This is a genomic window from Roseovarius sp. (assembly GCF_048262375.1).
In the GTDB taxonomy this organism is placed as follows: Bacteria; Pseudomonadota; Alphaproteobacteria; order Rhodobacterales; family Rhodobacteraceae; genus Roseovarius.
In genome coordinates this window covers 60,308-73,026 of sequence record NZ_JBLXFE010000010.1, presented here as the reverse complement: position 1 = coordinate 73,026, position 12,719 = coordinate 60,308, and the positions used below count along the sequence as shown (strand labels likewise).

Sequence of the window (12,719 nt, the reverse complement as noted above, 5' to 3'; positions counted from 1 at the left end):
CCCTTTTTAATGGAGCGTTTTCGTCGCGCGCAGGTGCCATTGGTCCGTTAAACGCTAAATCGGAAATGAGGTGAAATTTTGAAACCTTTGGAGCGCTTTCTATAAAATAGTGTTCAAAGTCGGGACAGGACGTCATTCTGATGAGTTTCCAAACGACATACCCTCACGCGGCCTCGGGCTGACTTTTCGAGTGTGCCATCGTGGGGAGTTCAACAAAGAAGGTTGTGCCCTGGCCCAATTCGCTGGTGTAGTCGATTGTGCCGTTGAAATGTTCGACTATCTCTTTTGAAATACTCATGCCAAGGCCCGTGCCCCCAATCTGGCGTCGGTCAGATGAATCGAGTTGGCTGAACTTTCCAAATACCTTTTCGTAGGCGCCCTCAGGAATTCCGATTCCATTGTCTTTGACGTAAATTGTCGTTGTGCCGTTATTGTGCTGATAGCCAACGAGAACATCCCCGCCTTTGTGAGAGAATTTCACCGCATTCGAGATCATGTTGGACATAACTTGCATCAGACGCATTTCGTCGGCTTCAACAAAGGTCTGAGGTTTATCGTGATATTCCGGGATCAACGTTACTTGTTGACCTTCGGCAAAATGTTGATTGGCATCTATGGCGTCGCTCAGGAACGACTGTAACTCCAGAGTTTCCATGCGGTACGTCATCTCACCTGCCTCGATCTTTTGCAGATCAAGTAGATCGTCAATCAGCTTTGATAACCGTTCGCCATTGCGTCCGGCAGTTTCGAGCACGCTTTTCATTTTCTCGGGAACTGGTCCCAGACAACCTGCATTTAGAAGATCGAGCGCCAGCTTGATCGACGTCAGCGGTGTACGCAGTTCGTGGCTAACCGTTGCGACAAACTGCGATTTTGCGAGATAGGCTGCTTTGGTCCGCGCGTGCTCTTTTCGGAGGGTCTCCATCGTGGCATTATTTTTGCGATACAATTTGAGAAAGACCACAGAGCAATCGGTGAGAAAATACATAACGAAAATCACAGTGAAGAAATGAAGCCACAGCTCTGACGATATGGGCGGATTTTCGACCCAGACGTCCCTCAGGGTGATGACCACAAAGGAAATGCCATAGAGTGTGAGCCGGATCGCAAGGGCCGGAGCCAATTGGTGATTGTTCATGGCGGCGAAAAGCGCGGCGGCGAACAGGAAGAAAAGTGGCGTGAAATGCCCCCCCGCGTCCTGACTGATCGCAACCGAGACCGCATATATACAGATTGCGCTCGCGCTTAGGACAGCGTTGACAAGTATTCCGGTTAGAGTCAGCCAAATGGCTTTGGTCTGATTGGGGCGAAGGTTCGCAACCCGTTTTGCAAGCAGATAGTCCTGAAATTCGCAGAACAGGATGACGACATAGAAGACAGCTGCATTGAGCGGCTCGAAATAGAAGGCGGTCAATATGGTCGCTGACAGGAAAATTGCTTGTCTTTGCCAGAGCAAGGCAATCGCCATTGCAGTGTAATCTTTAAGGCTCTGGAGCAAGTGCTCGCCGTGGTCTTCGGTTTCGCTTTCGAATTGGGGAATGTTTAAAAGTTTCATATTTACAAAGCCTACAATTATTAGTTGCTAATTAATCTCACATACTCGTGCAAAGATTTCGCCCAAAATCAGTTCAAATTTTGGCATGACTAAATTTTCTGGATTTAATCAGACCATGAGCGGCCCAAGACATCACCCGGGTGTTTTTCATGTTGAGGTTGATGCATGCGATTCTTACCCAACCCCGCCTTGTTGACGCAAACCTCCCTATGAGCGTATGCATCAACATGAGTAACCCCAAAAGTTGTGTGACTTTAGCGCCCAATTCGGACCTATTTTCCGATCCGCAGGGATAAGCCTATGGACAGCAAAAATAAAAGAACGGCATATATGTGGTAAAAAAGAGAGCAGATCATGAAACATGCGTGGACAAACTTTGGAGCGGCACTGGAGAGGTCGCCATTTCGTCTGCGCGATCCTCAACCTATTGGCGAGACGCCTGAAGGCGCGATTGCATATCACCACAGTCGTCAAAGCAGGCAAATCCCTGAGCAACGAAACGATGCGATCGGCAACATCCGAACGGCTGCTCTTTCCTTTCAAAACATGCATATGTTCGGCGATCTTCTTTTGAATTATCTGAAAGCAAGAAAGTCTGTCTTCATAGACCGTCTCAATTGGCACATTTGCGAGGCCGATGGGATGGAGTTCGATCAATACGATACTCCATTCTGTAAATGGGTGGTGTTGGTGGAATTTGGCGAAATTGTTGGGGGTGTTCGGCTTTTACCCACAACGGCGACGTGCGGCATCTACAGTTATATGCTTCGCGACGCACATCTCGGGCTTCTTGACGACTTCCCGACCGATGTACTCTTTATTCATCCTCCGGTCGAAAGCCAGGCATGGGAGGCGTCTCGTTTTTTTATCAAGGACAGCATACCCGGAGCGCGGCGTTTGATGATCCAAAGTTTGCTGTTTACAGAAATGAGCCGCATTGCGGAAGAAAACGGCGCGAGATACATCTTGGGGATCGTGCCCGCAATTTGGGCCCGTTGGGCAAGACGGCTGAACGTTACGGCCACGCCAATCGGCGCACCGTTCACCATTGATGGAAGCCGTAGCCAATCGGTATTGTTTCAGGTTGGCTCTTTGAACCGGTCAGAGAAGGCCGTTACATCGTCCTTGAGCGGAAGCCGGTCCTAGAATCGCGGGGATAGCCTGTCCGATTTCAAGTCATGAATGGCGGGATTTCCGGGTGTATGGAACGGTACCCCCTTATTGCGATTGTTGTGAAAATCGATCCAATCCCGGCGCGTTCAAGCCTTCGTTTCCCCGTTGACCGCGAAACATAAAATTGTGTCAGAAACACGTCAGCCGCAGCCGAATCTGACCCACGTTTCGCCTTAGAATCCACAAACTCATTAAGCATCTTTCCTGCACCGCTCTCTATACTCACAATGTCGAAAGCAGCCATGAAAGATGACCCCAACTCATTTCAGCGAAGGCTGAGTCAGCGGGCGCGTGACGTACCGCCGATGCGAGTTCTTGTCGTCGATGACGATCAAGGTATCGTGCAGCTCCTGCAAACGGCGCTTGCAGCGATCGACAATTATACGGTGTCGACAGCGGTTTCATCAAAACAGGCCCTGGATCAGATTGAAGCATCTGAAGTCCCTTTTGACTGTCTTTTGCTGGATATCCAGATGCCGGAAACCGATGGCATCGTTCTGTTGCGGAAAATTCGCAAACTCCGGGATTATGCGGATACGCCAGTCATCATGCTCACAGCGATGAGCGATCGGAGCTATATCGACGATGCCTTCGTTGCAGGCGCAACCGATTACATCACGAAACCTTTCGATCTCATCGACCTGCGCGGGCGGATGAATGCCGCCCGGCGGTTGTTGATCGAAAAAAAGAAGTCCGATGCAAGCCAGCGACAAGTCACGCTTCTTGAGGAAGAATTGAAGAAGGTTTCTCACTTCAATTTTGACAACCCTCTGGTGATAGAAGGCGGGGACCGGCATTTGGGGTTCTCGCAGTTCAACAACTACGTTGAACAACTTTCACGGCGCAAAATCTTCCAATCACGGGCCTTGGCGATAGTGCTACAGGATGCGCGCACATTATTTGACGCAACCGGTTGCGACTATTTTCGAGAAATCGTCACCGAAACCGCGTTGTGTCTGAAGTCTTTAACATCTTCTCTCGACTGCATGTTTTCCTACAGGGGCAGCGGCGTATTCTTGGTGATCCTCCATGATACCGAGACATTGCGTGCTTTCCCGTCTGAGGAGAACCTTAATGGAGCCATCCAAACAATGCTTGCTAAGAAAAATAATGCGGATTCGTGGGTGAACATTGTTTTTGGTGAGCCAATTTCGATGCGTTCGCTGTCGCTCTCGGGAGCCATATCAACACTAAACCGCGCGATCGGCAACGCAAAGCATCGAGAGACGCTGCTTCGCCAAGGCGACGTCAAACCGATCAGAGGCATCGCCAGTGCCGATCCTGAGAATGGTGAGAAAAAGCGCCGCAGAGTTTACGAGCGGGTGCTCTTGGAACTGTATGGCGAAAACAACTATCTGAACCTCAAATAGATTTTTTCTGATTGGGGTCCAAATACTCGGACGGCAATCACATCATGGCGTTCAGTCCCGATAAGTTTATATCGCTTGGGCGTTGAGCATAATTGGCCCCTCGGGGCGCATCGTGAATGTCAGTACCGGACGGGGAATGGGCGTTGATGTGAGTGAAAACTCTATGTCGCGCACGATTGACGCCATCAAAACCATTAATTCAGTTTCCGCATATTGCGCACCAATGCACACCCTTGGCCCGTCGCCAAAGGGAATAAACTGACCTTTTGGAATCTTAGTGTCCAGAAACCTCTCAGGTTTATATGCATTGGGCGCGTCCCAAAGGCATTCGTTTCGATGCACAGAATAGACCGGAAAGAAGAGAGCATCGCCTTTCTCGAACCGGATGCCCTTGACCGTCAACTCAGCACCGGCATCTCGGGCGAAGAAAGCTGCCGAGGGATAAAGGCGCAGCGTCTCACGGATGTGGGCACGCAAGAGGCGCATTTGCTGGATGTCTTCGAAGGAGACAGGGCCTTGGGGCGAGATGGATTTGATTTCCTGTCTGATTTCGGTCTGGATGTCTGGAGTGAGCGCCAGCAGGTACACCCCCCACGCCAATGCATTGGCAGAGGTTTCATGACCCGCCACGACAAACGTCAGCAGATTGTCCACTGTCGTTTCCATGTCTTCAAAGTCTTCCTCGACTGCGGCAATCATCAGATCAAGAAAATCAAGGGGTTCTGGCCTGTTCTGGCTACGTCGCTCTTCGATGACATGCCTTGCCAAATACCGCATGCTTGTGACCGGCTTGTTGCTTTTGAACCATTTTCTTCGGGGAAGCCAGGATGGCAAGCCCATGACATCGAAGAGGGATATTTCAGAGATATATTCGAAGTATTTCCTAAGTCCTGCACGGATCTGGGCCGCGCTGACCTCTTGGTTGCCAGAGAACATCACGCGGGAAATGTTCGTAAGCGTTGCCGCCGGGGCCATCTGAGCGGCATCGACGAGTCCGTTGCCCTCAGCCAGAGATTCAGCGACCTCAATGCCCGTTTCAGCAAAATACTGGGATAACATCGGAAGGTTGCGTGCAGCAAAAAGTGGAGAGTAACGGCGGCGTTGCGCCTTCCATTTCTGGCCTTCGGCCAAAATGAGTCCATTGCCTACGGCAGAGCCGATGATGTCTTTCGTAAACTTTGCCTTTGGAAATTCACGTCCCTTGCCGACCAATAGCTCCGTTATAATCTCGGGGTCACAGATGTAGTGAATGTTTAGAGGACCCCTGAGATAGAGCTGCTGGGTTGTTTCTATTGGTATGACCTCCAGCATGTTTCGCCCTGCAAGACGAGCGAAGTCGAGCAAGCCAACAGGCTTTTCCGCCAGCTTACCTGCAATTGGTTCTACGCGATCATTCTGATCGTGCAGATTGCTAACGCAATTCATTCCGTCTGGACCCATTTTCGATTTCGCACCGCTCGATTTGTTTTGGAATGCGTCTCCTTGCTATGAATATGACACTTCTTGCCAAAAGGATACTGGCAGAACGCACAAGTACTCTGGTTCGTATACAAACAAGCGCATTTTTAGAGCAGGATATCGTTTTCACTGAGACCAGACCTAGCAACGGCAACGCACCCACGCTTAGTTTGACCGGATTGACCTAGACGCGGGCGACGTGTCGGTGCATGTATAATGAAAAATTTAACGTTGGGGCGCGCGACAGATCATGCCGACCATGCGGGATCAGGACAGACAGATCGCAAGCGAAAGTCTTCTTTTGCAAAAGCAGCCGGAATCGTTGAAGAATTCCTTGCTGGACAGCGCCCGCGTTCTGGAATTTGATCGTAGTTCTACGATCTTTCTGCAAGGCGAGCAGGCGCGGGCGATCTATATCGTGGCTGACGGCTGGGTAAAACTCCACCGGATCGCGCCGAATGGGGCCGAGGCCGTGGTGGGTGTGTTTACAAAGGGCCGCAGCTTTGGCGAGGCGGTGGCCTTTCGGAACGATGTTTACCCGGTTTCGGCAGAAGCAGTCACCTTCTGCCGGTTGATCCGGATCGAGGCGGCGCAGTTCCTGAACGCCATCCGCGACAATCCCGAGATGGCGCTGTCGATCCTGTCGGCCACCTTCACGCATCTCCAGTCACTTGTCGCACAAGTCGAGGGGTTGAAAGCCCGGACAGGCGCACAGCGGGTGGCGCAATTCCTGCTTGATCTGGCCTCTTGTGACAGTGGGAAATGCTCGGTGCGCCTGCCCTATGACAAAGTGCTGATCGCCGGTCGCTTGGGAATGAAGCCCGAAAGCCTGAGCCGCGCTTTCGCCAAGTTGAAACATGTGGGTGTCACCATAACCCAGAACACGGCAGATATTGCCGATCTCGACATGCTACGCGACTATGCCGAGGACGACCCGGCCAATGCTTGGACCAAACCATGACAACACGCCTGCAAGCCGCGCTTGACGCCATCGACGCGGCCAATGCCGCCGATCCCGACACCAGAGAAGGCCGCCCCGGTGCCCTACTCTATAGCGAGCGGATGACGGGTGAGCTTGAGCGGCTCTTTCCCGAAGGCTCTGACGTGCTGCGCATTGCCGTGCGGGGCCAGCATATCGAGCGCTGGTTGCTGCCACGCGCCGCATTCCCCGAAGGCCGCGCCGGTTATCTAGACTGGCGGCGCGAGCAGGGTCGGCGGCATGGGGCGCGTCTGGCCGGGATCATGGCCGATGCGGGCTATCCGTCCGAGGATTGCGCGCGAGTCGGGGTTCTGTTGCGTAAGGAGGGGATCAAACGCGACGCGGAAGTTCAGGCGCTGGAAGACGTGATCTGCTTCGTGTTCCTGAAATGGTATTTCGCGCCCTTCTCGGACACAAAATCGCCCGAGGCGTTGCAGAAGATCGTTGTGCGCACGGCCCGCAAGATGTCCGCTGCAGGGCGCGCGCGGGTCTTGGACGAATTTGACCTGCCTGAAGCGTTGGCCGAGGCATTTCGCGACGCGGCCATCTGATCAGGACGCCCGAGGGTTCGCGATCACCGTGTCATGCGGGTGCCAGAGCGGGGCGCGGGGCGCCAAGGAGATGGTGAGGCCGGTCCATAAGGGCGCATGCAACGGTTCACATTTGATCCAGCCCATCAGATCGTTCCCGCCGCCACGGCAAGACCCATCGCAGCCAGCATGAAGAGGCCGAGGACAATGGCGAATCCCCGGCTCCAGCCCGGCACCTGCGCGAGACCAAGATAGACGTTCAGAACGATTTGTGCCTTGGCCCAAGCCAATGCGAGGATTGCCACGGCGACGAGCGCGCCAGTGCCGTCCCACCACGCGATCAACGTGCTGCCCCCTGAGAGCGCCACCAGCGCCAGCCATCCTTGCGTTGCCGTCATCGTCTTACCTCAGCAGGTAGATGACGGGGAACAGAAGCACCCAGACCAAATCGACCATATGCCAAAAGGCGGTGCCAACCTCCAGATTGCGCGGGGTCGCCCTCCAGCCCACGAGCGCAAGAATAACGATCCCCGCCACCACATGCAGGGCGTGAAACCCAGTCAGCAGGTAATAGAAGGTAAAAAACGGGTGGGTCTCAAAATTGATACCCACAGCCGCCTTGGAACTGTACTCCACTGCCTTGATCCAGAGGAAAATCCCCCCCAGCAGCGCCGCCCCTACCAGCAACAGGCGCACGCGGGCAATCTGGCCCGCTTCGCCCGCTCTGAGGGCAAGCGCGGCCAACCAGCCCGAAGTGACCAGCACGACGGTATTGATCCCCGCCGCTGTCGCATCCAGATGCCCCTGCGCCGCAGTAAAACCTACCGGATCGGTTAACCGCATGCTCAGAAAGGCCATCAGTCCGGCCCCGAACACCGCGAGTTCCGAGATGATCAGAATCCACATCATCAGATCGCCCGGCAAAGCGTAAAATCCGGTGCCGGCCTGAGTGTCGTCGGTCATCCCCCCCCTACCAATTCACGATAGATGCGTGGCAGCGTCGCGGTCAGCTTGTCCGGATCGGGAATCACCGCGAACCCCCCCTGTCCGAAGATGCGCGGGAACCACGCCTTGGCGTCACGATCTACGGTGATGCCGAAAACCGCGTGTCCGGCGCGGCGTGCCTCGCGCACGGCCATGCGGCTGTCCTCGATACCGTGGCGGCCTTCGTAATGGTCTAGGTCATTGGGTTTGCCGTCGGTGATCACCAGCAGCAGGCGGCGCTTGCGCGGTTGGCGGGAAAGTTCGGCCGAGACATGGCGCATGGCGGCGCCAAGGCGGGTATAAAACCCCGGTTTCAGGCTGGCGATGCGAGCCTCGACCGCGCGACTCATCGGCGTGCCGAAATCCTTGGCGGTTTGGACATAGACCCGTTGGCGGCGCAGCGACGAGAACGCATGAACGGCGAAATCGTCGCCGCAGGCATCCAACCCCCAAGCGAAGGCGGCGAGCGCCTCGCGCTCCACGTCGATCACCGCCCGGCCTTCGTGGCCATGGCCGGGAATCGCCGCCTCGGTCGAGCGCGACACATCGAGAAGGATTGATACCGCCAAGTCGCGTTTTTCGGCGCGAGTTTGGCGCCAGACGCGATCCGTGCCCTCGCCGGTGGCTGCGAAATCGACCTGCGCGCGCACAGCGCGGTCAGTGTCCAACTCGTCGCCTTCGGGGTGGCCCGGGGTCGAGATGCGGCCCGGACGCAGCGCCTCGAACTGCCGCTTTACTGCCCGAATTCGGGCGCGGGCGCGCGGATCGTCGGCAAAGCCGCTAAGCCCGGCCTTTGTCTCGACCCGAGTAGCCAGAACGCGGGCATGGGCCGGAAGGTAGACCCCGGTGCGGACATCCCATTCGGGATAGGTCAGCACATCGGACAGCGCTTCGCGGTCCACGTCCTCGGGTGCAAGGTCGAGGTGCAGTTTCAGCCGCGTCGCGGGGGCCTTTGATATCTGACCCAACCCGATCTCATCCTGATCGTCGGCGGCCTTGCCAGCGTCGTCCTCGTCATCCTCGTCGATACGACGGTTGATGTTCATGAACTGGGCGAAGCTGAGGATCGATTCAAACTTATGGAGGATGAGGCTGTCCTGGCGCTCTGCCTGATCGGCCCTACGGCGGCGAGCGCGGCGGGCGGGACCGTCCTCGGCAACCTCTGGCGGACCCTCGGTAACGGGGCTTTCCACTGCGGTGGTGCTTGAGGCGCTCAAGGCTCGCAGATCGGGCCAAAGCGGCACTGGACGCAACGGGCGATAGCGGCGCGGTGCGGCGAAACCCGAGACATCACCGCAGTCGATTGCGGTACTGATCCGGGCGGAAAAATCGGTTGGTGTCGTGTCGGTCTCGCCCAGCATCGCGCGCGCGGCCTGTTCTACTGCCGCCTCGACCGGGGGCAGGTGCGGAACCCGACGCAAAGCAAGAACTGCGGCGCAGAGATCGGCATAAAGTCGGGTGAACCCGGGCGCAGCCGCGAGCGCGGCACGCACCGTGACCTGCGCATGATGCAGCGCCAGCAAATCGGCCTGTAACGGATCCTCAGGCGGCTCGTCACCCGGTGCGGCCTGTGCGGCGCAAGCGGCTAGCCAGAGGTAGAGCGCGGCGTTGGCTTCGCGCGCGGGGAAAACCGCAAGCGATTCAGGCAGACGCAGCGCAGCACCGTCAAAGCTAGCCCTTGGCGCGACCTCGGCCCAAGTGCCCAGCCTGCGCCACCAAGACAGCCGGTGGTGGGAGACCTCCCCGGCCACCGACTTGATTTCGACGGCATGGGCACCACCCAGTCCGCGAAAAAGAACTGCCAGCCGCCCGCCGACCTCTGAAAGGCCGACACGGGCTCCGTCGTAGACGCTTGGCGCGTCCAGGCGACTGGCATAAGCGTGCCACAGTTTCCCGACGGTTTCTTCAGGTTCCCATGGCTCGATTTCGACCGTTGTCATCGCTGTGCCTCACCCGAAGATGGCGGTGACAAGGTCGAGGAGCCCGCGTTTCACATCCGCGTCGTCCGTCAGCGGCTCGATCATCGCGGCCAGGATTGCACGGTTGACTGGCATCCCCTGACGAATGAGAGTCGCGGCATAGATCACGAGGCGGGTCGAGACCCCCTCTTCGAGGTCCTGCCCCTTGAGATCGCGCAGCTTTCCGGCGAGGCGCACGAGCGGTTTCACCCGCTCCTCGTCCAGCCCGCTTTCGCGTGCGACAACGGAAACCTCATGCGCCTGTGCCGGAAAATCGAACTCGACCGACAGGAATCGTTGCCGGGTCGAAGGTTTCAGCGTCTTGAGGATATTCTGGTAGCCGGGATTGTAGGACGCCACGAGCATAAAGCCCTCCGCCGCCTCAAGCTCTTCTCCGGTTCGGTCGATCGGCAGGATGCGCCGGTCGTCGGTCAGCGGGTGCAGCACCACGGTCACGTCCTTGCGGGCCTCAACCACCTCGTCGAGGTAGCAGATCGCGCCTTCGCGCACCGCACGGGTCAGCGGGCCATCGACCCAGACTGTCTCGCCGCCCTTCAGCAGGTAGCGCCCGATCAGATCGGCCGCCGAAAGGTCATCGTGGCAGGCGACTGTATAAAGCGATCGGCCCAGCGTGGCCGCCATATGGGTCACGAACCGCGTCTTGCCACAGCCCGTCGGCCCCTTGAGCAGCAACGGAAGGTCATTATGGGCCGCGGTCGCAAAAATCTCGCACTCGTCCCCTTGGGGGAGGTAGAAGGGGGCGCAGGCCGCCCCCTCCATCTTGATGGTCGCGTTCATTTCGCTCACTCCGCAGGGGTTTCAGCAGGTTTGCCGGACTGGATCGGACCTGGCGTGACGACTTCTCGGCGCGGGAAGGCGAGCGCGTAGATCAGCAGCAAGGCCCCCAGCACGACCGCGAATCCCGAGCCGAAGCGCATCACATAGAACACCCAGAGTTGATCCTGAACGGTCATGAAGTCGATGCCTTCGACCCGCTGCATATGGGTCTGCACCGTTCCGGCGAAGGTGAGCGTGAAGGTCATAAAGGCCATCCCCGCCGACATCAGCCAGAACGCGCCCATGTTGAGCACTTGGTTATACGGATCGCGCCCGCGCAACATCGGCATCGCATAGGAGAACATCGCCAAGTTCAGCGCGACATAGGCACCGTAGAAGGCCAGATGCCCGTGCGCAGCCGTGATCTGCGTGCCGTGGGTATAGTAATTCACCCCATGCAACGTGTGCAGGAAACCCCAGACACCAGCGCCGAAGAAAGCCATCACCGAGCACCCGAGGCTCCACAGCAGAGCAGCCCGGTTCGGGTGGTCGCGGCGGCCCTTCCAGACCATCACAAAGGCGAAGGCCATCATCGCGAAGAACGGGGCAACCTCTAGCGTCGAGAAAATCGAACCGATCCACTGCCAGTACCCCGGCATACCGATCCAGTAATAGTGGTGCCCGGTCCCGAGAATCCCCGAGAACAGCGCCAGCGCGGCAATGACATAGAGCCACTTTTCGACCACTTCACGGTCCACGCCCGTCAGTTTGAGCATCAGGAAGGCAAGAATCGAGGCCATTACCAGTTCCCAGGTCGCCTCGACCCAGAGATGCACGATGAACCACCAGTATTGCTTGTCGAGGGCCAGGTTGGCCGGGTTGTAGAAGGCGAACAGGAACAGCAGCGCCAAAAGCCACAGGCCCAGCAGTAAGATGTTGGAAATCGCAGTCTTACGCCCTTTGAGCACTGTCAGCGAGATATTGTAGAGGAAGATCAGCGCCGCAACGACGATCCCCGCCTTGACCCACACCGGCTGTTCGATGAACTCACGCCCCTCGTTGCCGAAGAAGTAATTCCCGTCGAACATGTTAAAGAGGTAGGTCACTACCACGCCCGCCGTTCCCAGCACCAGAATACCCAGTTGCAGGTAGGCGAGGAAGGGTGAGTGAATGTCGCGCTCGGCCTCCTCGGGCACGAGGTAATAGGCTGAACCGAAAAAGCCCAGCAACAGCCAGACGATCAGCGAATTGGTATGCAGCATCCGGCCAATGTTGAACGGAAGGATCTCGGATAGGAAGTTCGGGCTGACATAGATCCAGCCAATGACAAGGCCCATTGTCACCTGTACCGCGAAAAGAGCCAAGGCGACCGCGAAGTAGACGAGCGCGATCTTCTGTGTCGGATATTTCATGGTTTGCGTCCCCTCAACCCGCGTCGTTCGGCGGCCAGTCCTGAGTGCGGATCGTGTTGGTCCACAGCAGGAAATCCGCAATCGCGCGGTATTCATCATCTGTCAGGTTGAAATTGGGCATCTGGCGGCGGCCTTCGATGCCGGTGGGCATGGCATCCATCCAGGCCTTGAGAGATTCAAAGGCGGCTTCGTTGTCGCCCGGCTCCACGCCCCAGCGTTTCATCACATTGCCCAGTTCGGGGGCAAAATAGGCACCCTCGCCCAGAATCGTGTGACAGTTGACGCAAGAGTGCTTTTCCCAGATGTGCTTTCCACGGGCCACGCTGTCGGTCAGCGTCGCCTTGTCGGTTGATGTAGTTACGATATATCGGTGGGATTGAACCGACAGGCCCACGAATATGAGGATAAAAAACACGGACCCGCCATAGAAGATATTGCGGGCCATGCTCTTGGTCATGACTTCGCGCATAGCGCTCTTCCTTCCCTCGAGATTGTTGTCTGTGCATCAAGGGTCACCCGAAAG

At 56.7% G+C, this 12,719-nt stretch carries 12 protein-coding genes; 4 read left to right on the top strand and 8 right to left on the bottom strand.

What is annotated here, in order from left to right:
* Window positions 1-163: 163 nt before the first annotated feature.
* The gene (locus ACN0SW_RS12530) at window positions 164-1,555 is read right to left on the bottom strand and encodes a sensor histidine kinase (RefSeq protein ID WP_417728266.1); all 1,392 of its coding nucleotides are present in this window, start codon (window positions 1,553-1,555) and stop codon (window positions 164-166) included.
* A 354-nt stretch (window positions 1,556-1,909) separates the two neighbouring features.
* Between ACN0SW_RS12530 and ACN0SW_RS12525 the strand changes: the two genes are divergently transcribed.
* Together ACN0SW_RS12525 and ACN0SW_RS12520 are read left to right on the top strand one after the other, a co-directional pair.
* The gene (locus ACN0SW_RS12525) at window positions 1,910-2,701 is read left to right on the top strand and encodes an acyl-homoserine-lactone synthase (RefSeq protein WP_417728265.1); all 792 of its coding nucleotides are present in this window, start codon (window positions 1,910-1,912) and stop codon (window positions 2,699-2,701) included.
* Between the two features lie 269 nt (window positions 2,702-2,970).
* Entirely contained in the window at window positions 2,971-4,098 is a 1,128-nt protein-coding gene (locus ACN0SW_RS12520) for a response regulator (RefSeq protein ID WP_417728264.1), read from the top strand.
* 66 nt (window positions 4,099-4,164) lie between these two features.
* Here the strand turns inward: ACN0SW_RS12520 and ACN0SW_RS12515 are convergent, their stop codons facing one another.
* Complete coding sequence (locus tag ACN0SW_RS12515; RefSeq protein ID WP_417728263.1) at window positions 4,165-5,523, bottom strand: cytochrome P450; 1,359 nt, start codon at window positions 5,521-5,523, stop codon at window positions 4,165-4,167.
* Between the two features lie 292 nt (window positions 5,524-5,815).
* On the opposite strand from ACN0SW_RS12515, the gene ACN0SW_RS12510 reads away from it, so the two are divergent.
* Both ACN0SW_RS12510 and ACN0SW_RS12505 read left to right on the top strand, forming a co-directional pair.
* On the top strand, window positions 5,816-6,517 hold the full coding sequence (locus ACN0SW_RS12510) for a Crp/Fnr family transcriptional regulator (RefSeq protein WP_417728325.1): 702 nt from the start codon (window positions 5,816-5,818) through the stop codon (window positions 6,515-6,517).
* Window positions 6,514-7,086 carry a DUF4202 domain-containing protein gene (locus ACN0SW_RS12505; RefSeq protein ID WP_417728262.1) on the top strand — a complete coding sequence of 191 codons (573 nt, stop codon included), beginning with the start codon at window positions 6,514-6,516 and terminating at the stop codon, window positions 7,084-7,086. Before ACN0SW_RS12510 ends, ACN0SW_RS12505 begins: the two co-directional genes overlap by 4 nt.
* Window positions 7,087-7,211: 125 nt before the next feature.
* On the opposite strand, the gene ACN0SW_RS12500 is transcribed toward ACN0SW_RS12505, so the two are convergent.
* Genes ACN0SW_RS12500 through ACN0SW_RS12475 form a run of 6 tightly spaced genes read right to left on the bottom strand, consistent with a single transcriptional unit; the run spans window position 7,212 to window position 12,665 of the window.
* Entirely contained in the window at window positions 7,212-7,463 is a 252-nt protein-coding gene (locus ACN0SW_RS12500) for a cytochrome C oxidase subunit IV family protein (protein ID WP_417728261.1), read from the bottom strand.
* A gap of 4 nt (window positions 7,464-7,467) precedes the next feature.
* Complete coding sequence (locus ACN0SW_RS12495; protein ID WP_417728260.1) at window positions 7,468-8,028, bottom strand: cytochrome c oxidase subunit 3; 561 nt, start codon at window positions 8,026-8,028, stop codon at window positions 7,468-7,470.
* On the bottom strand, window positions 8,025-9,989 hold the full coding sequence (locus ACN0SW_RS12490) for a nitric oxide reductase activation protein NorD (protein ID WP_417728259.1): 1,965 nt from the start codon (window positions 9,987-9,989) through the stop codon (window positions 8,025-8,027). The genes ACN0SW_RS12495 and ACN0SW_RS12490 overlap by 4 nt, the downstream gene beginning before the upstream one ends.
* Window positions 9,990-9,998: 9 nt before the next feature.
* Window positions 9,999-10,805 carry a CbbQ/NirQ/NorQ/GpvN family protein gene (locus ACN0SW_RS12485; protein WP_417728258.1) on the bottom strand — a complete coding sequence of 269 codons (807 nt, stop codon included), beginning with the start codon at window positions 10,803-10,805 and terminating at the stop codon, window positions 9,999-10,001.
* A gap of 5 nt (window positions 10,806-10,810) precedes the next feature.
* Window positions 10,811-12,196: a cbb3-type cytochrome c oxidase subunit I gene (locus ACN0SW_RS12480; RefSeq protein WP_417728257.1), complete on the bottom strand. Its 1,386-nt coding sequence runs from the start codon at window positions 12,194-12,196 to the stop codon at window positions 10,811-10,813.
* A gap of 13 nt (window positions 12,197-12,209) precedes the next feature.
* Window positions 12,210-12,665 (bottom strand): c-type cytochrome, encoded by a 456-nt coding sequence (locus tag ACN0SW_RS12475; protein WP_417728256.1) that lies wholly within the window; start codon window positions 12,663-12,665, stop codon window positions 12,210-12,212.
* Window positions 12,666-12,719: the final 54 nt, after the last annotated feature.